The organism is Halovulum marinum (assembly GCF_009697225.1).
In the GTDB taxonomy this organism is placed as follows: Bacteria; Pseudomonadota; Alphaproteobacteria; order Rhodobacterales; family Rhodobacteraceae; genus Halovulum; species Halovulum marinum.
On record NZ_WIND01000023.1, the window covers coordinates 1 to 18,198 of the forward strand.

Sequence of the window (18,198 nt, forward strand, 5' to 3'; positions counted from 1 at the left end):
AAGAAGTTCGCATTCGATCACACCCCAAAAAGGTCAGAACACTCTTGCATCACGGGCGGCAACCAAAGAAGTTCGCCTCGGACAGCCTGGTCATGCCGTGCGCGCGCAGCTTGGCGCGCACCTCGGCCTCGGTCACGCGCTCGGCGCGCAGCGCCTCGCGCAGGTAGCGCCCGTCTTCGGCCAGGATCCGCGGGTGCGGCTTGACCAGACCGGCGAAGCGCGGGCTGCGCAGCGCCAGCCAGGTGGTCGCCGACTGCAGCGCCGCCAGCAGCACCATCGCCAGCGCGGCGTCGGCGATCGAGACGTTCTTGAGCAGGATGCCGCTGGACGCCAGGCTGCCGATCGCGACGGTGATGATCCAGTCGAAATTGTTCATCTGCCCGGTGGTGCGCTTGCCCGACAGGCGCATCAGCGCGACGATGAACACGAAGAAGAACACCGAGCCGACGGCGATGCTCTGCAGCCGGGCCCAGCTGTTGAACCAGATGTCCACGTCCGCCATCGCCGCCCCCTTCCCGCCCGGTGCTGCGGAACAACGATAGGATGCCCGGCCGCGGTTTAAAGCCGCGGCCGGCGCGGGCGCGGGACGCGGCCACCGGCCCGGCGGGCTATTCGGCGGGCTATTCGGCGGGCTGGGTCTCGGGCTCCAGCTCGATCCCGGACAGCTGCTCGCCGCGGATCTGCGCCTCGAACGCGGCCAGGCGCTTGTAGATCGACATCAGCTCGACGATCGTCGACCAGTTGTGCACCAGGAACTGGAAGCTGTCCTCGACCCGGCCGAAGGCGCGGATGATCTGCTGCATCACGCCCAGGGTGAAGCCGGCGGTGATCACCGTCGGGCCCAGCGCGATGTAGGGCACCATCACCCCGGCCTGCAGGTAGGTGAAGCGGGCGATGTCGAAGTAGAGGTAGTTCAGGTACAGCCGGAAGTAGTTCTTGCGCACGTTGGCGTACAACTCGCGCACGGTCGGCGGCTCGGCGCGCTCGGCGTGGTCCTCGCCCAGCACCAGTTCCTTGCGGTAGGCGGCCTCGACGCGCTGGTTGCGAAACTCCAGCCCCGGCAGCCGGATCCCGGCCAGCGCCAGCAGCCCGGTGCCCATCGCCGACCAGATCAGCGCGGTGAACACCAGCGCCTGCGGCACCTCGCCGATCAGCGGCAACTCCTTCACGAAGCTCGACAGCCCCCACAGGATCGGGGTGAAGGCGATCAGCGTCATGATGCTGTCGATGAAGCGGGTGCCCAGGGTCTCCATGATCCGGGCGAAGCGCATGGTGTCTTCCTGCACGCGCTGGCTGGCGCCCTCGATGTGGCGGATCCGGTCCCACATGCCCATGTAGCGGTTGTTCATCGCCGTGCGCCAGCGGAACACGTAGTGGCTGGTGAAGAAGTTGTTGATCACCGCGACGGTGATGTAGACCAGCGCGATCTTCAGGAAGGTGGCGAGGGTGGCGTAGTACTGCGCGCCGGTGACGGTCTCCTGCCCGCCCAGCGAGACCTGGATCAGGTCGTAGAACTCGCCGAACCATGCGTTGATCATCACGTCGAGCTGCACCAGGAACCAGGCGACGAACACGATCAGCGCCGAGCCCATCACCGACCAGCGCGCCCAGGGATGCGGCGCGCGCACCAGCCAGAAGGCGGTGAAGGCGGCGAAGCAGACGATCAGGTATTCCCAGAACCAGAAGCCCTGCGCCGAGGCGCGCGCGGCGTCGTAGACCGCCTGCGCCTCCTCGCCGGCGTCGGGCGGCAGCACCTCGGGGTAGCCCCAGCCGCCGAACACGCCCAGGCTCAGCGCCTGGCCCCAGTCGCTGGCGGTGACGTACCACAGGATCACGCAGAAGATGGCCCAGGCCAGCGCCGAGCCGAAGAACTGTCCGGGCCTGGGAAAGAAGGATGAGAACACTTTGCATCGCCTCGTGTCGCATGGGCGCGGCCGCGCCGTTCCTTCCGGTCTAGGGTGCGGCGCGCGGACGTTCCAGTTAATTTCATGTCATGGGCGCGCACCGGCCGGGCCATCGCGGCTTTGACAGCTCCCGCGCGACCACATACATCCGGTGCATGGCCAGGACACCCGCATCCAATTCGCGCACGATCGCCGAGAACCGCAAGGCGCGGTACAACTACGCGATCGAGGACGACATCGAGGTCGGGATCATGCTGCAAGGGTCCGAGGTCAAGTCGCTGCGCGCCGGCAACGCCCAGATCGCCGAAAGCTACGCCGAGGTGAAGGACGGCGAGCTGTGGCTGGTGAACGCCTACATCGAGGGCTACGACAAGGCCAAGACCTTCGGCCATGACGAGCGCCGCCGCCGCAAGCTGCTGGCCAGCAGGCGCGAGATCGCGAGGATGCACCAGAACGTCGGCCGCGAGGGGATGACGCTGGTGCCGCTGTCGCTGTACTTCAACGGCCGCGGCATCGCCAAGCTGAAGCTGGGGCTGGCCAAGGGCAAGAAGGTCGCCGACAAGCGCGAGACCGAGAAGAAGCGCGACTGGAACCGGCAGAAGCAGCGCCTGCTGAAGGCGCACGGCTAGGCCCGTGGCACGCAAGCGGCGCGGCAGCGGCAATCCCACGATCATGGACGTCGCGCGCGCGGCCGGGGTCAGCGCGATCACCGTCAGCCGCGCGATCCGCACCCCCGGCCGGGTGTCGACCGAGGCCCGCGCCCGCGTCGCCGCGGCGATCCGCGATCTGGGCTACACCCCGGACCCGGCGGCCAAGGCGCTGGCGTCCAGCCGGTCCGACATCGTCGGCGTGCTGGTGCCCTCGGTCACCAACTCGGTGTTCCTGGACACGATGCGCGGCCTCTACGAGGTCTGCGAGACCACCGACTACCGGGTGCAGATCGCCAACACCCGCTATTCCGCCGCCGAGGAGGAGCGGCTGCTGCGCATGTTCCTGACGCAGCGCCCCGCCGGGCTGATCGTCACCGGGATCGACCAGTCGGCGGCCACCGCCGGGCTGCTGCGCAGCGCGCCCTGCCCGGTGGTGCAGATCACCGAGATCGGCCCGGCGCCGTTCGACATGATGGTCGGATTCTCGCATTCCGACGCGGCGCGCGTCGCCGCCGAGCACCTGGTCGACTCGGGCTACCGCCGCATCGCCTTCCTGGGCGCGCGGCGCGACGCGCGCTCGACCCGGCGGCTGTCGGGGTTCCGCGCCGGGCTGGAGGGCAAGGGGCTGTACAACCCGGCGCGGGTGCTGTTCGCTGACCGGCCCAGCTCGGTGCCGCTGGGCGCCGAGCAACTGGTCGAACTGCTGACCCGCGATCCGGACGCCGACGCGGTGCTGTGCAACAACGACGATCTGGCGCTGGGCGTGCTGTTCGAGTGCCAGCGCCGCGGGCTGGCGATCCCCGACCGGTTCGGCATCTGCGGCTTCAACGACATCTCGGCGATGGCGACCGCCTGCCCGGCGGTGACCTCGGTGCAGACGCCGCGGCGCGAGGTCGGCCGGCAGGCGATGACCATGCTGCTGGCGCGGCTGGCGGACGAGGATCCGGGCCGGCCGGTGCGCGATCTGGGCTTCCGGCTGGTGCGGCGCGACAGCACCCGGCGCGGGCAGGGCGCGGTGGCGCCCGGCCCCGGCCGGGTGCGGCCGATCGCCTGACCGCCGGTGCGCACCGGCCGCCGCGCGGCGATCACTGGGTGACGGTGCCGGCCATCATGTCGCCGCCCAGTTGCACCAGCTTGCCGGTCTCGGCCATGTACTGGTCCAGCGCGTCGCGCACGAAATCGGCCTGGACCCGGCGCAGCTCGTCCATGTCGTTGCAGTGCATCAACTGGTGTTGAAGCCGGAAGTCCTGCTGCACCCGGTCCGACAGGAACTGCGCCACCTCGGTGGTAAAGCCGCTGATGTTGTACATCCAGTTGGTGCCCAGCAGCGACAGCGTGCGCAGGCTGGAATCGCGCAGCCCCTCCATCGCAGCGAACGCGGTCAGCGGATCCGGGATCGCCGGAGTCTCGGGCGCGGCTTTGCGTGTCATGTCCCATCCTCCCCAGGAAAGGGCCGACGACGCGCTGGGATTGCGGGCGTCCAGCGTCCGGCGCCGGCCTTACATTCCAATGTTACGATACATCCGGGTCCGGTCAAAGCCCGCGATCGCGCCGCACGCGGATCGGCGGGGATCCCCCCTCAAGCCGCGCGCCGGCCTAGGGCACCGCCTTGAAACTGTCGCGCAGCGCCGACGACCAGGCCTCTGACATCGCCAGGAAATCCGCATCGCCTGCCTCGATCCGGGTCTGCTCGGCGATGGCGCAGGCGTCGCGGTGGACCACCAGCAGATCCAGCGGCATGCCCACCGACAGGTTCGAGCGCAGCGTCGAATCCATCGACAGCAGCGCGACCTTGCGCGCGTCCTCGAGGCTGGTGTCGGGCGTGACCACCCGGTCGAGGATCGGCTTGCCGTACTTGTGCTCGCCGATCTGCAGATAGGGGGTGTCCTCGGTCGCCTCGATGAAATTGCCCTCGGGGTAGAGCATGAACAGCCGCTGCGCGCCGCCGCGGCGCTGGCCGCCGACGATCATCGACGCGCTGGCGGCCTGCGTCATCCGGCTGACTTTGGCCGAGATGTCGGCCGACACGTCGGACAGCGTCTGGCCGACCATCTCGGCCACGCGCAGCATGGTGGGCGCCTGCAGGATCGAGCTGTCGGGCCCGGACTCGGGGTCCTCGATCGCCTCGGTCAGCTTGGCGATCACCGTCTGCGTGACCGACAGCGAGCCGGCGGTCTGGATCACGATGATCCGCTCGCCCGGCTCGCAGAACACGAACTGCTTGCGGTAGGTGGCGATGTTGTCGATGCCCGCGTTGGTGCGGGTGTCGGCAAGAAAGACCATGCCTGCGTTCAGCAGCAGGCCCACGCAATACGTCATCGGATTTATGTTCCTGCCCGGGCGGCCGCCTACTGCTGGGCGGCCACGCTGACCTGAATATCCATGCTTTCCTCGCCCGCGCCAAGCGAAATCCCCCGGATCGGCGCTGCGTCGAGCGCATCCAGCCCCGAGCTGACGCGGATGTAGCGCGCGTCCGGGCAGCAGCGGTTCGCCGGATCGAAACCGACCCAGCCCAGGTCGGGCAGGTAAAGCTCGGCCCAGGCGTGGCTGGCCTCGTCGCCGACGGTCTCGTCGCCGGCCAGCAGGTAGCCGGTGACGTAGCGCGCCGGGGTGCCGCGGATCCGGGCGATGGCGATCAGCACCTGCGTCTGGTCCTGGCAGACGCCCTGGCCCAGCTCGACCACGTCGGCGGCGGTCATGTCGGCCTCGGTCACCCCCGGCGTGTAGGCGATGGTGTCGGCGACCAGCGCGCACATCTCGTGCGCCGCGTCCAGCGTGCCCAGCGGCGCGGACACCTGCGCGCCCAGCTCGTGCAGGCCGATGCCGGCGGCGGTGGCCCAGGTCTCGCGCAGGTAGACCGGCGGCGCGACGGTCTCGCGGTGGCCGCGCAGCACGCCGGCGGTGTCGGCGGTCTCGACCTCGCCGCGCACCAGAACGGCGACGCCGTCGACCGGGCCCGGCACGGTCATGGTGCTGACCCGATTGCCGGCGCCGTCGACGAACGCCGCGCCGAAGCTGGCGCCATCGGCGGCGACCGACCAGGCGCGGATCGTCTGCGCGGCGCTGTCGGACGGGGTCAGGCGGTGGCTCTGCACCACCCGCTTGCGCGGCGCCTCGAAGCTGTAGCTGGTGCTGTGCTCGACGATCAGCCGCATGGCTCAGACCTTTCCGAAAAGATAGCTGTCGGCGATCTTCTGCCCCAGGTCGGCATTCCGGGCGACGAACCGGCCGAGGAACTCGTGCAGCCCGTCGTGGACGATGTCGCCGATCTCGGCGTCGGCCAGCTCGGCCAGCAGCGCGGCGGCGGCGTCGTTGGCCTCGGTGCGCTGGCCGGTGACGCGGCTGAGCTCGGTCAGGTGGTCCTCGGCGGCGTTGACGCAATGCACCAGCGACCGCGGGCAGGCGCGGTTGAGGATCAGGAAATGCGCGATCCGGCTGGGCGCGTAGTCGCCGCCATAGGCCCAGTGATAGGCGCGGTGCGCCGACAGCGCCCGCAGCAGAGTGGTCCACTGGTAGTTGTCGATGCCGCCGCCGACCATGTCGCTGGTCGGCAGCAGCACATAGTACTTCACGTCCAGCAGCCGCGCGGTGTTGTCGCCGCGCTCGACCGCGTGGCCCATGTTGAAGAACCGGTAGCCCTCGTTCTCGAGCTGGGTGTTCTCGTGCGCACCGCGCACCTCGGCGGCGTGGCGCTTGGTCCAGTCGCAGATCTGCGGCAGCGACAGTTCCGAGCGCGGCGTGCGCTCCAGCTCCTGAAACTCGAGGTAAGCGCGGTTCAGCGCCTCCCAGACCTCGGTGGTCAGCGCGGTGCGCACCGCGCGCGCGTTGTTCCGCGCCGACGCCAGGCAGCACTTGATGCTGGACGGATTCGCCGCGTCGAACACCAGGAAGCTGACGACGTTGCGCTCGACCGCGTCGCCGTAGCGCTCGGCGAAATCGCCGCGGGCGCCGGCGGCGGTCAGGACCGACTCCCATTCGCTGGCGAAGCCGCCGTCGGCGGTCGGGATCAGCTGCATCCGGTAGCCCATCTCCAGCAGACGGGCGGTGCAGTCGGCGCGCTCGACGTAGCGCGCGGTCCAGTAGAGGTTCTCTGCGGTCCTGCTCAGCATTGCCCCTACTCCGCCAGTACCCAGGTGTCCTTGACCCCGCCGCCCTGCGACGAGTTCACCACCAGCGAGCCCTCGCGCATCGCCACGCGGGTCAGCCCGCCCGGGGTCAGGTGCACCGTCTCGCCCACCAGGCAGTAGGGGCGCAGGTCGACATGGCGCGGCGCAAGGCCCTGATCCACGAAGGTCGGCGAGGTGGACAGCGCCAGCGTCGGCTGGGCGATGAAGTCGCCGGGATCGTGGCGGATGCGCGCGGCATAGGCGTCGATCTCCTCCTTCGTCGAGGCGGGGCCGACCAGCATGCCGTAGCCGCCCGAGCCGTGCACCTCCTTCACCACCAGCTCGCCCAGATGCTCCAGCACGTACTTCAGCTCGTCCGGCTCGGAGCAGCGCCAGGTCGGCACGTTGTTCAGGATCGGCTCCTCGCCCAGGTAGAAGCGGATCATCTCGGGGACGTAGGTGTAGATCGCCTTGTCGTCGGCGACGCCGGCGCCGGGGGCCGAGCAGATCTGCACCCCGCCCGAGCGGTAGACGTTCATCAGCCCCGGCACCCCCAGCAGGCTGTCGGGGCGGAAGCACAGCGGGTCGATGAACGGATCGTCGATCCGGCGGTAGATCACGTCGACCCGCTGCGGGCCGCGGGTGGTGCGCATGTAGACGAAATCGCCGTCGACGAACAGGTCGGGGCCCTCGACCAGCTCGACGCCCATCTGGTCGGCGAGGAAGGAATGCTCGTAGTAGGCCGAGTTGAACGAACCCGGCGTCAGCACCGCGATCGTCGGCTCGCCGGCGCATTTCTCGGGCGCGACCGAGGCGAAGGTGCGGCGCAGCGCCTGCGGGTAGTCGTCCACCGGCAGGATCCGCGACGAGCGGAACAGGTCCGGGAACAGCCGCATCATGATCTCGCGGTTCTCCAGCATGTAGGACACGCCGGACGGGGTGCGGCAGTTGTCCTCGAGCACGAAGAACTCGTCGAGGCCGGTGCGCACCAGGTCGACGCCGACGACGTGGGAATAGACCCCGCGCGCCGGCGAGGTGCCGACCACCGCCGGCTCGAACGCCTCGTTGCGCCAGATCAGGTCTCCGGGGATGCGGCCGGCGCGGACGATCTCGCGCCGGTGGTAGATGTCCCACAGGAACGCGTTCAGCGCGCGGGCGCGCTGCTTGACGCCGCGCTCCAGCTTGCGCCACTCGGTTTCGGTGAACACCCGCGGCATCATGTCGAACGGGATCAGCCGCTCGGAGGTTTCCTCGCTGCCGTAGACCGCGAAGGTGATGCCGATGCGGCGGAAGATGGTCTCGGCCTCCTTCCGCTTCAGCTCGAAATGCTCGGGCGGGTGGCCGTCGATCCACTGCGTCAGGTTGGCATAGGCGGGACGCACCGTGTCGCCGTCGTACATTTCGTTGAAGAACCTGGACTTCACGCGCGCCCCCTGCCGGATCCTGCGAGCCTTTCAAAGCGCGCGGGCAAATTCAACGCGGCAGTCCTGCCGCGACCGGTTGCGGGCGTCCGCTGCCGCTTTTCCGTGCACCTGCCGCCTGCGTGGTCACTTTCTGGCATAGATGTCATCATAGCGCACGATGTCATCCTCGCCCAGATAGCTGCCGGACTGCACCTCGATCAGCACCAGCTCGACCTTGCCGCGGTTCGCCAGCCGGTGCGTCGCGCCCAGCGGCACGTAGACGGATTCGTTTTCGGCCAGGGTGCGGACGGTGTCGCCGACGGTGACCTCGGCGGTGCCCGAGACCACCACCCAGTGCTCGGCCCGGTGCAGGTGGCTTTGCAGGCTGAGCACGCCGCCGGGCCGGACCGCGATCCGCTTGACCTGGAAGCGCGGCCCGGAGGCCAGCGCCTCGTAGCTGCCCCAGGGCCGCAGCACGCGGCGGTGCTCGGTCGCCTCGGGGTGGCCGGCGGCCTTCAGGTGCCGGACGACCTCGCCCGCGGCGCCGGGCGCGGCGCGGTCGGCGACCAGCACCGCGTCGGCGGTCGCCACCACCACCAGGTCGCGCACGCCGGTGACCGCGACCAGCGGGCCGTCGCTGTGGACATAGCTTCGCTTCGTGTCCAGCAGCGCGACGTTGCCGCGGGTGGCGTTGCCGTCGGCGCCCTCGCGGGCGATCTCCCACATCGCCGCCCAGGAGCCGAGGTCGGACCAGGTGAACTCGGCCGGGACCATCGCCGCCCGGCGGGTGCGCTCCATCACCGCGTAGTCGATCGACAGGTCCGGGCAGGCCACCAGCGGATCGGCGGCGAGGCGCAGGAAATCCAGGTCGCGGCCGGCGCCGTCGAGCGCACCGCGCGCCGCGTCCAGCACCTGCGGCGCGTGCGCGCGCAGCTCGTCCAGCAGCAGCGCCGCCGGGGCGGCGAAGATGCCGGCGTTCCAGAAGTGGTCGCCCGACGCCAGGTAGCCGCGCGCCGTCTCGAGGTCGGGCTTCTCGCGGAACGCCGCCACCCGCGCGCCGCGCTCGCACAGCGCCTCGCCGCGGCGGATGTAGCCATAGCCGGTCTCGGGGCCGTCCGGGGTCACGCCGAAGGTGACGATGTGCCCGCGCGCGGCCAGCGCCGCGGCGTGCGCGGCGGCGGCGCGGAACGCCGCCGCGTCGGGGATGTAGTGATCGGCGGGCGCGATCAGCAGGATCGTCCCCGGCGCCTGCCGCTCGGCGATCAGCGCCGCGACGGCGCAGGGCAGCGCGGTGTTGCGGGCCAGCGGCTCGAGCACGATCCGCGCCCGGTGCCCGGCCTCCTGCACATGCTCGGCGACCTGGAAGCGCGCCTGCTCGGCGCACAGAATCAGCATCTCAAGGCCCAGCGGCGCCAGCCGGTCCAGCGTCTCGCGCAGCATCGTGCGCTCGCCGGTCAGCGGCAGGAACTGCTTCGGCCGCGCCCGGCGCGAGACCGGCCACAGGCGCGAGCCGCTGCCGCCCGACAGGATGACGGGCAGAATGCGTGATTCCATGCGCTGACTGCTCCTTGCCGCGGCTTTTGGCGGATGATGCCCGATGCACGCATGACGTTAAAGCCCCGTCTGGGACTGCCGCCGGCAGGAACGACACGCGAATGGGACAGTTTTGCCACATGGCGATGGAATCTGCCGCCGTCGCGCCGCCCCCGGCATTGTATGCGATTGCACTTGCAGACAAAGAAACCGCCCGGAATAGAAGAGCCACGGGCCTCGGATGGGCCGGCGCGATGCGGGCAACCGGTTTCCCCGCGAACGATTTCCGCCGCAACCATCTGTGGACATTTCTTGTCACGCTCTTAAAGAAGGTGTGGCAGGTCACAGATGAACTAGTCAGGCGATAGATAGATTGATGTTGAGCAGGTTGCATCGCGTGCCGTCCGAGCAGACAGGCCACCGGAACACGGCGCTCTATTCGCTGTCCGACCTGGGGCTGGTGAATACGCCGCCGGACTCCGCCTTCGACCGCATCGCCGCGCTGGCGCAAAAGCTGCTGCGCGCGCCGATCGCCATGCTCAGCGTGATCGAGACCGACAGCGACCGGCAGTTCATGACCTCGCTGCGCGGCGCGCCCGAACCGCTGGCCGGCTCGCGCGAGTTGCCGCTGCGCTACTCGATCTGCAAGCACGTCAGCGCCAGCGCGGCGCCGCTGGTGATTCCCGACGCGCTGCACGACATCCGCACCCACGCCGCGCAGGAGTTCGGCCGCGTCGGCGCCTATCTGGGGGTGCCGGTGCGCGGGCCGATCAACGACGTGATCTGCGTGCTCAGCGTGATCGACCACGCGCCGCGCCACTGGCACGACGAGGATGTCGAGGCGATGGAGCAGCTGGCGGCGCTGGCCGAGCGCGAGATCCTGCTGCGCGCCTCGATGCGCACGCTGGGCCTGCTGCAGCGGCGCCAGCGCGGCGCCGCCTAGGCCCGGCGCCGGCGCGACCCGCCCCGACCGGCGGTACATCAGGCAATAAAAGCTTGCGATTTCCGGGGCCTTGGGCAGACTGGCCCTTGGGCCGGAGGATCGTCGCGCCGCCGCGCGCGCCGCCGTGCCGGCCCCCACCCGGCGCCGACAGCCGGCGGGACACCGACTTTGGGGAGCGAATCATGACCATCACCGAACGGGCGGCGCTGCTGGCGACCGCCGCAGCGCTGGCGTTTTCGGCCGGGACCTCGGCCGTGGCGGACACCTCGGACAAGCGCATCGCGCTGTCGAACAACTATGCCGGCAACAGCTGGCGGCAGGCGATGCTGCGCAGCTGGGAGAAGGTGACGGGACAGGCCGTGGCCGACGGCGCCGTGGCCGCCGCCGACGCCTTCACCACCGCCGAGAACCAGGTGACCGAGCAGGCGGCGCAGATCCAGAACCTGATCCTGCAGGGCTATGACGCGATCGTGCTGAACGCCGCCTCGCCCGAGGGGCTGAACGGCGCGGTCAAGGAGGCCTGCGACGCCGGCGTGACCGTGGTCAGCTTCGACGGCATCGTCACCGAGCCCTGCGCCTGGCGCATCGCCGTCGACTTCCAGCAGATGGGCAAGGACGAGGTGCTGTACCTGGCCGACCGCCTGGACGGCGGCAACCTGCTGGAGATCCGCGGCCTGGCCGGCGTGTTCGTCGACGACGAGATCAGCGCCGGCATCCAGGAGGGCGTGGACGAGACCGGCAAGTTCGAGATCGTCGGCTCGGTCCACGGCAACTGGGCGCAGGACGTGGCGCAGAAGGCGGTCGCGGGCATCCTGCCCTCGCTGCCGGACGTCGCCGCGGTGGTGACGCAGGGCGGCGACGGCTATGGCGCGGCGCAGGCGTTCAAGGCCGCCGGGCGCGACATCCCGATCATCGTCATGGGCAACCGCCATGACGAGCTGACCTGGTGGAAGGAACAGAAGGACGCCAGCGGCTACGAGACGATGTCGGTGAGCATCGCGCCGGGGGTCTCGACGCTGGCGTTCTGGGTGGCGCAGCAGATCCTGGACGGCGCCGAGGTGCCGAAGGACATGACCGTGCCGTTCCTGCGCATCGACCAGGACAATCTTGAAGAAAACCTGGCCAACACCGAGGAAGGCGGCGTCGCCAACGTGGAGTACACGCTGGAGGATGCCAAGGCGGTGATCGCGGAGGCGTCGGGCAGCTGATCCGGGCCTCTCACGGCAGATGACCGCGACCGCTCCCATCGTCCGGCTGGACGGCGTCGAAAAGCGATTCGGCGCCGTCCGCGCGCTTTCGGGGGTGTCGCTGGACCTGGCCGCGGGCGAGTGCCTGGGGCTGGTCGGGCACAACGGCGCGGGGAAATCCACGCTGATGAACGTGCTGTCGGGGGTGCTGACGCCGGACGCGGGTCGTGTCTCGATCGCCGGGCAGGACGTGACCGGCGGCTATTCCACCGCGAACGCGCAGGCGCACGGCGTGCGCTGCGTGTTCCAGGAGCTGTCGCTCTGCCCCAACCTGACCGTGGCCGAGAACGCGCGGATCTCGCATCCGGCGATTCGCGGCTTCGGCTGGCGCGGGCAGGCGCGCAGGCTGATCGGCAACAAGCTGGGCGAGGTGTTTCCGGGGCACGGGATCTCGCCCAACGATCTGGTCGGGGATCTGTCGATCGCGCGGCGGCAGATGGTCGAGATCGCCCGCGCCTTCGCCGTCACCGACCGCCCCGCCCGCGTGGTGATCCTGGACGAGCCGACAAGCTCGCTGGACAGCGTCGCCGCCGGTCTGCTGCTGAAGCATGTGCGGCGGTTCGTCGAGGGCGGCGGCACCTGCGTGCTGATCTCGCACCTGCTGGGCGAGATCCTGGACACCTCCGACCGGATCGCGGTGATGCGCGACGGCGGCGTCGTGGCGCTGGACGCCGCACGCGCCTTCGACCGCCGCTCGCTGGTCGCGGCGATGGGCAGCGTGACCGAGGCGCACGGCCAGGCCGACGCGGCGCCGAAGCGCGGCACCGCGCAGCCGGTGGTGCGGGCGCGGCCGCTCAAGCAGCCCGACGAAAGGGAACTGACCGCCCATGCGGGCGAGGTCGTGGGGCTGGCAGGCCTGTCGGGGCAGGGCCAGACCGAGCTTCTGGTGCGGATCTTCGACCGCGCGCCGGGAACGGATGTCGCCGGGCCGGTGGCGCTGGTCGCGGGCGACCGGCAGTCGGACGGGGTGTTTCCGCTGTGGTCGATCGCCGAGAACATCGCCGTCGGCTCGCTCAGGCGGTTCAAGGGCAAGTGGCTGCTGGACGAGGCCGGGATCACCCACTTCGCCGAGGACTGGCGGCGGAAGATCGGCATCCGCACGCCGGACGTCGGCAACCCGATCCTGTCGCTGTCGGGCGGCAACCAGCAGAAGGCGCTGTTCGCCCGCGCGCTGGGCTCGGACGCGCGGATCGTGGTGATGGACGACCCGATGCGCGGCGTCGATGTCGGCACCAAGCAGGAGGTCTACGGCATGATCCGCGAGCAGGCCGCCAAGGGCCGCTGTTTCCTCTGGTACACGACCGAGACGGACGAGTTGCGCAATTGCGACCACGTCTACGTCTTCCGCGAAGGGATCATCGCCGCCGACCTGCCGCGCGCCGAGATGACCGAGGAAAAGGTCATCCACGCCAGCTTCCGCGAGGACGCGTGATGGCCAGTCAGATCGGAAACCTGATCTCTCCGCGCCTGCTGCGCGCGCTGCTGCCGCCGCTGTCGCTGGCGGCGCTGCTGGTCACGATCTTCTGGCTGCAACCGCGCACGCAAAGCTATTTCGGGCTGAACCTGCTGCTGAACCTGGCGATCCCGATCGCGCTGGCGACGATCGCGCAGATGTTCATCCTGTGCGTGAACGAGCTGGACCTGTCGATCGGGGCGTTCGTCAGCCTGTGCGCCTGCATCACCGCGACCTGGCTGAACGACACGCCGCTGCTGGGCGTGCTGGCGCTGGCCGGGCTGGTCGGGGTCTATGCCTTGCTGGGGGCGCTGATCCACCTGCGGAACCTGCCCAGCATCGTGGTCACGCTGGGCATGTCCTTTGTCTGGCTGGGCCTTGCGGTGCTGGTGCTGCCGACGCCGGGCGGCGCGGCACCGGGCTGGATCCGGTCGCTGATGACGCTGAAGCCGCCGCTGGTGCCGTTCCCGATCATCGCCGCAGTGGCGATCGCCGGGGTGGTGCATGTCGGGCTGATGCGCTCGGCCTTCGGCACGGTGCTGCGCGGGGCGGGCGGCAACCCGGCCTCGCTGGCGCGGGCGGGCTGGTCGATCCTGCGGATCAAGATGACCATGTTCGCGCTGGCGGGCTTCTTCGGCGCGCTGTCGGGGATGGCGCTGGTCGGGCTGACGACCTCGGCCGATGCCAACATCGCGCTGCGCTACACGCTGCTGTCCATCGCCGGGGTGATCCTGGGCGGGGGCGAGTTCGTCGGCGGCCGGGTCTCGCCCATCGGCGCGGTGATCGGCGCGGTGACGCTGGCGCTGGCGGGCTCGTTCCTGTCGTTCCTGCGGCTCAACCCGGACTGGCAGATCGGCGCGCAGGGCGCGATCCTGATCCTGGTGCTGGCGCTGCGCGTGCTGATCAGCCGCGGCGAGGCGCGGCGATGAGCGGGCGTCTGCGGCAGCCCTGGCTCTGGGCCTGGGTCGGGGCGGCGGCGGTCTGGCTGGCGACGGCGGCATTCACCGGCGGCACCGGCTCGGCCCAGGTTCTCAGCGCGGCGCTGACCTTCGGCGCGTTCTACGTGATCGTGGCGCTGGGGCAGATGTTCGTGATCACCCTCGGCCCGGGCAATGTCGACCTGTCGATCCCGGCCTGCATGACGCTGGCCGGCACCGTGTCGATGAAGGTGATGGGCGGCGCGGCGGCGATGCTGCCGGTGGGGCTGGTGCTGGCGCTGCTGATCGGGCTGGGCGTCGGCACGGTCAACTTCGCGCTGATCCGGCTGCTGCGCATCCCGCCGATTATCGCCACGCTGTCGTCCAGCTTCATCTTCCAGTCGGCGGCGATCTGGTACAACCGTGGCCTGCGCGTCAAGCCGCCCGAGCCGCTGGCCGACTTCACCACCGCCCGGATCGCGGGGGTGCCGGTGATCGCGCTGGCCGTCGCCGCGCTGGCGGTGGCGATGCACCTGCTGCTGACGCGTACGCTTTATGGCCGTGCGGTGCTGGCCATCGGGCAGAACCAGCGCGCGGCGCACCTGGCCGGCATCAGGGTCGAGCGGACGCGGGCGCTGACCTACCTGATGTGCGCGACGCTGGCGGGGCTGTGCGGCTTCCTGCTGGCGGGCTTTTCGGGGGGCGCGGCGCTGAACATGGGCGAGGAGTACCTGCTGTCCTCGATCGCGGTGGTGGTGATCGGCGGCACCTCGGTCGCGGGCGGCTATTCCAATGTGCCGGGCCTGTGGGGCGCGGCGCTGTTCCTGTTCCTTCTGGTCACCATGCTCAACACCTTCGGCGCGGGCGCCGGGGTGCGGCTGGTGCTGACCGGGCTGATCATCATCGGCGTCATCGTCGCGGCCAGCGGCGGGCGCAGACGCATCTGAGGAGATTTGTGCATGGCGCTTGTGGGCGACGACATCGAGTATCACGACGACCGGTTCCGGGCGCTGACCGTGCCCACGGCGGCGGTCGAGACGCTGTTCGACGGCTGCCGCTGGTCCGAGGGGCCGGTCTGGTTCGGCGACGGCAATTTCCTGGTCTGGTCGGACATCCCGAACAACCGGATGCTGCGCTGGGTGCCGGATGCGGGCGTCAGCGTGTTCCGCGCCGACAGCAATTTCGCCAACGGCAACACCCGCGACCGGCAGGGCCGTCTGGTCAGCTGCGAGCATGGCGGGCGGCGGGTGACCCGGACCGAGCCCGACGGCACCATCACCGTGATCGCCGACAGCCACCGGGGCAAGCGGCTGAACTCGCCCAACGACGTGGTGGTGAAGTCCGACGGCAGCATCTGGTTCACCGACCCGACCTACGGGATCATGAGCGACTACGAGGGCCACAAGGCCGAGCCGGAGCAGGACGGCTGTTACGTCTACCGGGTGGACACCTCGGGGCAGATCCGCGTGGTGGCGGACGATTTCGTCAAGCCCAACGGGCTGGCGTTCTCGCCCGACGAAAGCCGGCTCTACATCGCCGACAGCGGCTTCAGCCACGACCCGGACGGGCCGCACCACATCCGCCGCTTCGACGTGGGCGACGATGGCACGCTGACCGACAAGGGCGTGTTCGTCGAGGTCTCGCCCGGGGTGCCGGACGGGTTCCGCTTCGACGTGGACGGCAACCTGTGGTCCAGCGCGCAGGACGGGGTGCACTGCTACGCCCCCGACGGCACGCTGCTGGGCAAGATCAGGCTGCCGCAGATGGCCGCCAACCTGTGCTTCGGCGGGCCGAAGCGGAACCGGCTGTTCATCACCTCGACCCATGCGCTGTATTCGGTGTTCGTCGGCACCAACGGCGCGCAGCAGCCGTGAACCCGCCGTGAGGGCTTGACCGCCCGCCCGGCCCTGCCCGACACTTCGCAGAGTCGCCGGGACCGCCGAAGGCCCGACCAAGGCGCCACCGATCCCGACGCCGCCGAGGCAGACCGGCAGGCCGGATCGCATCCGTGCGAGACCACCCATCGCGCAGCGGCCCGTGCATTCGCGCGTGCCCAACGCAGACAGGGAGGAATCCGCGCATGAGGGTATTCACCGTCATCGGCCCGTCGCAATCGGGAAAGACCACGCTGGCGGACGCGCTGGCCGGTCTGGAGGGCCGCGCCAGTATCAACGAGTTCTCGGACGCCGCCACGCTGCGGCGTTTCGACTATCTGGGCGACGCCTGGGGCTGCATCGACATCGCCGGCGGCACCGAGACGCTGGGCCTGGCCGCGCAGGCGGTGCTGGCCAGCGACGCCGCCGTGGTGGTGGTGCCCCCCGACCCCGACGCCGCGGTGCTGTCCGCGCCCTACCTGCGGCTGGTGCAGGAGGCCGACATCCCCGCGGTGCTGTTCGTCAACCGGATCGACGCCCCCGCCGGCCGGGTGCGCGACATCGTGGCGGCGCTGCAGGCGTTCTGCCCGCAGCCGATCATCCTGCGCCAGGTGCCGATGCGCAGCGGCGACAGCGTCACTGGCACCATCGACCTGATCTCGGAACGGGCGTGGCAGTTCAACGAGGGCCAGCGCTCGGACCTGATCGAGATGCCCGACACCGCGAAGGAGCGCGAGCAGGAGGCCCGCACCGAGCTGCTGGAGCACCTGGCCGATTTCGACGACGCGCTGCTGGAGCAGCTGATCGAGGACAAGCGCCCGGCCACCGACGAGGTGTTCGGCCTGGCCGCCAGGGTGCTGGCCAGCCACGAGGCGATGCCGGCGCTGCTGGGCGCGGCCAGCCACGGCAACGGCATGCAGCGGCTGATGAAGACCCTGCGCCACGAGGTGCCCGGCCCGGACGCCGCCCGCACGCGGCTGGGCGGCGCGCCGCTGGCGGTGGCCTTCCTGGCCGATGTCCGCAAGCACCTGGGCAAGATGACCGTGCTGCGGGCGCTGGCCGACGGCGTCGCCGCCGGCGCGCCGCTGGGCGGCGCGGCGCCGGGCAACCTGACCGCGCTCGACGCGCGCACCCCGGTGGACCGGGTGGCGCCGGGCGATTTCGCCATCGCGGTCAAGTCGGACCACCTGGCCGCCGGCACGCTGCTGACCGCCGACGGCGCCGCCCCGGCGCCGGACTGGATGCGCCGCCGCGTGCCCGGCCTGCGCCAGCTGGTCGCGCCGCTGCACGAGCGCGACGACGTGCGGCTGTCCGGTGCGCTGGGCAAGCTGGCCGAGACCGACCCGGCGCTGCTGCTGGAGCAGGATCCGCAGACCGGCAAGCCGATCCTGGCGACCCAGGGGCCGATGCACGCGCGCCGGGTGGCGGCGAAGCTGGCCGAGGACTTCGGCATCGAGATCGACCTGGCGCCGGTGCCGCCGGCCTACCGCGAATCGATCACCAGGGCGGTCGATCAGCACCACCGCCACCGCAAGCAGTCCGGCGGCGCCGGCCAGTTCGCCGACGTGCAGCTGCAGGTCGCGCCGGCCGCGCGCGGCGCCGGCTTCGCCTTCGACGAGGTGGTCAAGGGCGGCGCGGTGCCGCGCAACTACATCCCCGCCGTCGCCGCCGGCGCCGAGGAGGCGCTGGCGCAGGGGCCGCTGGGCTTTCCGGTGGTCGATGTCGCGGTGACGCTGAAGGACGGCAAGCACCATTCGGTCGACAGCTCGGACCACGCCTTCCGCACCGCCGGCAAGGCCGCCGTGCGCGAGGCGCTGAAGCAGGCCGCGCCGGTGCTGCTGCAGCCGATCTTCCGGGTCGACATCCACGTGCCGGCGCCGTTCTCGGGCGGGCTGGTGCCGGTGATGAACGGGCTCAAGGGCCAGGTGCTGGGCTTCGAGGCGCACCCCGCCGCCTATGGCTGGGACGTGTTCAGCGCGCTGCTGCCGGCGGCGGCGCTGGACGAGCTGCAGCGCGCGCTGGGCAGCGCCACCCAGGGCACCGCCTGGGCCGAGGCGCGGTTCGACCACTACACCGAGGTCTACGGCCGCGAGGCCGAGAAGCTGAGCGCGGCGCTGACCGGCGAGCCGGCGTGATTTTCCCGGGCGGCGGATTGAACCGCCGCCCGC

17 protein-coding genes are annotated in these 18,198 nt (G+C 70.4%); 9 read left to right on the top strand and 8 right to left on the bottom strand.

Annotated features, from left to right (window positions below; all coding sequences use genetic code 11):
• Positions 1–49 precede the first annotated feature (49 nt).
• A complete protein-coding gene (locus GE300_RS18965) occupies positions 50–502 on the bottom strand; it encodes a DUF421 domain-containing protein (RefSeq protein ID WP_154449031.1) in 453 nt (150 codons plus the stop codon).
• A 118-nt stretch (positions 503–620) separates the two neighbouring features.
• Positions 621–1,904, bottom strand: coding sequence for a peptide antibiotic transporter SbmA (sbmA, locus tag GE300_RS18970; RefSeq protein WP_325063322.1), 1,284 nt, complete (start codon positions 1,902–1,904; stop codon positions 621–623).
• Between the two features lie 155 nt (positions 1,905–2,059).
• Between sbmA and smpB the strand changes: the two genes are divergently transcribed.
• On the top strand, positions 2,060–2,533 hold the full coding sequence (gene smpB, locus GE300_RS18975; RefSeq protein WP_154449033.1) for an SsrA-binding protein SmpB: 474 nt from the start codon (positions 2,060–2,062) through the stop codon (positions 2,531–2,533).
• Between the two features lie 4 nt (positions 2,534–2,537).
• Entirely contained in the window at positions 2,538–3,608 is a 1,071-nt protein-coding gene (gntR, locus tag GE300_RS18980; RefSeq protein WP_325063323.1) for an HTH-type transcriptional regulator GntR, read from the top strand.
• A 31-nt stretch (positions 3,609–3,639) separates the two neighbouring features.
• Here gntR and GE300_RS18985 read toward each other — a convergent pair whose 3' ends face one another.
• From GE300_RS18985 to GE300_RS19010, 6 genes are all read right to left on the bottom strand, one after another.
• Entirely contained in the window at positions 3,640–3,984 is a 345-nt protein-coding gene (locus GE300_RS18985; protein WP_154449035.1) for a phasin family protein, read from the bottom strand.
• A 166-nt stretch (positions 3,985–4,150) separates the two neighbouring features.
• Positions 4,151–4,873 carry a peptidase gene (locus GE300_RS18990; RefSeq protein WP_154449037.1) on the bottom strand — a complete coding sequence of 241 codons (723 nt, stop codon included), beginning with the start codon at positions 4,871–4,873 and terminating at the stop codon, positions 4,151–4,153.
• 29 nt (positions 4,874–4,902) lie between these two features.
• Positions 4,903–5,709 (bottom strand): transglutaminase family protein, encoded by an 807-nt coding sequence (locus GE300_RS18995; RefSeq protein ID WP_154449039.1) that lies wholly within the window; start codon positions 5,707–5,709, stop codon positions 4,903–4,905.
• A 3-nt stretch (positions 5,710–5,712) separates the two neighbouring features.
• Positions 5,713–6,663, bottom strand: coding sequence for an alpha-E domain-containing protein (locus GE300_RS19000; RefSeq protein ID WP_154449041.1), 951 nt, complete (start codon positions 6,661–6,663; stop codon positions 5,713–5,715).
• A 5-nt stretch (positions 6,664–6,668) separates the two neighbouring features.
• A complete protein-coding gene (locus tag GE300_RS19005) occupies positions 6,669–8,060 on the bottom strand; it encodes a circularly permuted type 2 ATP-grasp protein (RefSeq protein ID WP_154449112.1) in 1,392 nt (463 codons plus the stop codon).
• 147 nt (positions 8,061–8,207) lie between these two features.
• Positions 8,208–9,617 (bottom strand): mannose-1-phosphate guanylyltransferase/mannose-6-phosphate isomerase, encoded by a 1,410-nt coding sequence (locus GE300_RS19010; RefSeq protein ID WP_154449043.1) that lies wholly within the window; start codon positions 9,615–9,617, stop codon positions 8,208–8,210.
• Between the two features lie 355 nt (positions 9,618–9,972).
• Between GE300_RS19010 and GE300_RS19015 the strand changes: the two genes are divergently transcribed.
• The 7 genes from GE300_RS19015 (at position 9,973) to GE300_RS19045 (ending at position 18,165) form a co-directional block, all read left to right on the top strand.
• Positions 9,973–10,539, top strand: a complete 567-nt coding sequence (locus tag GE300_RS19015) for a GAF domain-containing protein (RefSeq protein ID WP_154449045.1) — start codon at positions 9,973–9,975, stop codon at positions 10,537–10,539.
• 182 nt (positions 10,540–10,721) lie between these two features.
• Positions 10,722–11,747: an ABC transporter substrate-binding protein gene (locus GE300_RS19020; protein WP_154449047.1), complete on the top strand. Its 1,026-nt coding sequence runs from the start codon at positions 10,722–10,724 to the stop codon at positions 11,745–11,747.
• 19 nt (positions 11,748–11,766) lie between these two features.
• Positions 11,767–13,218 (top strand): sugar ABC transporter ATP-binding protein, encoded by a 1,452-nt coding sequence (locus GE300_RS19025; protein ID WP_154449049.1) that lies wholly within the window; start codon positions 11,767–11,769, stop codon positions 13,216–13,218.
• Positions 13,218–14,168: an ABC transporter permease gene (locus GE300_RS19030; protein ID WP_154449051.1), complete on the top strand. Its 951-nt coding sequence runs from the start codon at positions 13,218–13,220 to the stop codon at positions 14,166–14,168. Before GE300_RS19025 ends, GE300_RS19030 begins: the two co-directional genes overlap by 1 nt.
• The gene (locus GE300_RS19035; RefSeq protein ID WP_154449053.1) at positions 14,165–15,103 is read left to right on the top strand and encodes an ABC transporter permease; all 939 of its coding nucleotides are present in this window, start codon (positions 14,165–14,167) and stop codon (positions 15,101–15,103) included. Before GE300_RS19030 ends, GE300_RS19035 begins: the two co-directional genes overlap by 4 nt.
• Positions 15,104–15,115: 12 nt before the next feature.
• Entirely contained in the window at positions 15,116–16,030 is a 915-nt protein-coding gene (locus GE300_RS19040; RefSeq protein ID WP_154449055.1) for an SMP-30/gluconolactonase/LRE family protein, read from the top strand.
• A 206-nt stretch (positions 16,031–16,236) separates the two neighbouring features.
• Positions 16,237–18,165, top strand: coding sequence for an elongation factor G (locus tag GE300_RS19045; protein ID WP_154449057.1), 1,929 nt, complete (start codon positions 16,237–16,239; stop codon positions 18,163–18,165).
• Positions 18,166–18,198: the final 33 nt, after the last annotated feature.

Coding starts and splice junctions, on each gene's coding strand:
- GE300_RS18965 (WP_154449031.1), bottom strand. CDS start 502: ATGGCGGACGTGGACATCTGGTTCAACAGCTGGGCCCGGCTGCAGAGC.
- smpB (WP_154449033.1), top strand. CDS start 2,060: ATGGCCAGGACACCCGCATCCAATTCGCGCACGATCGCCGAGAACCGC.
- GE300_RS18985 (WP_154449035.1), bottom strand. CDS start 3,984: ATGACACGCAAAGCCGCGCCCGAGACTCCGGCGATCCCGGATCCGCTG.
- GE300_RS18990 (WP_154449037.1), bottom strand. CDS start 4,873: ATGACGTATTGCGTGGGCCTGCTGCTGAACGCAGGCATGGTCTTTCTT.
- GE300_RS18995 (WP_154449039.1), bottom strand. CDS start 5,709: ATGCGGCTGATCGTCGAGCACAGCACCAGCTACAGCTTCGAGGCGCCG.
- GE300_RS19000 (WP_154449041.1), bottom strand. CDS start 6,663: ATGCTGAGCAGGACCGCAGAGAACCTCTACTGGACCGCGCGCTACGTC.
- GE300_RS19005 (WP_154449112.1), bottom strand. CDS start 8,060: ATGTACGACGGCGACACGGTGCGTCCCGCCTATGCCAACCTGACGCAG.
- GE300_RS19010 (WP_154449043.1), bottom strand. CDS start 9,617: ATGGAATCACGCATTCTGCCCGTCATCCTGTCGGGCGGCAGCGGCTCG.
- GE300_RS19015 (WP_154449045.1), top strand. CDS start 9,973: ATGTTGAGCAGGTTGCATCGCGTGCCGTCCGAGCAGACAGGCCACCGG.
- GE300_RS19020 (WP_154449047.1), top strand. CDS start 10,722: ATGACCATCACCGAACGGGCGGCGCTGCTGGCGACCGCCGCAGCGCTG.
- GE300_RS19025 (WP_154449049.1), top strand. CDS start 11,767: ATGACCGCGACCGCTCCCATCGTCCGGCTGGACGGCGTCGAAAAGCGA.
- GE300_RS19030 (WP_154449051.1), top strand. CDS start 13,218: ATGGCCAGTCAGATCGGAAACCTGATCTCTCCGCGCCTGCTGCGCGCG.
- GE300_RS19035 (WP_154449053.1), top strand. CDS start 14,165: ATGAGCGGGCGTCTGCGGCAGCCCTGGCTCTGGGCCTGGGTCGGGGCG.
- GE300_RS19040 (WP_154449055.1), top strand. CDS start 15,116: ATGGCGCTTGTGGGCGACGACATCGAGTATCACGACGACCGGTTCCGG.
- GE300_RS19045 (WP_154449057.1), top strand. CDS start 16,237: ATGAGGGTATTCACCGTCATCGGCCCGTCGCAATCGGGAAAGACCACG.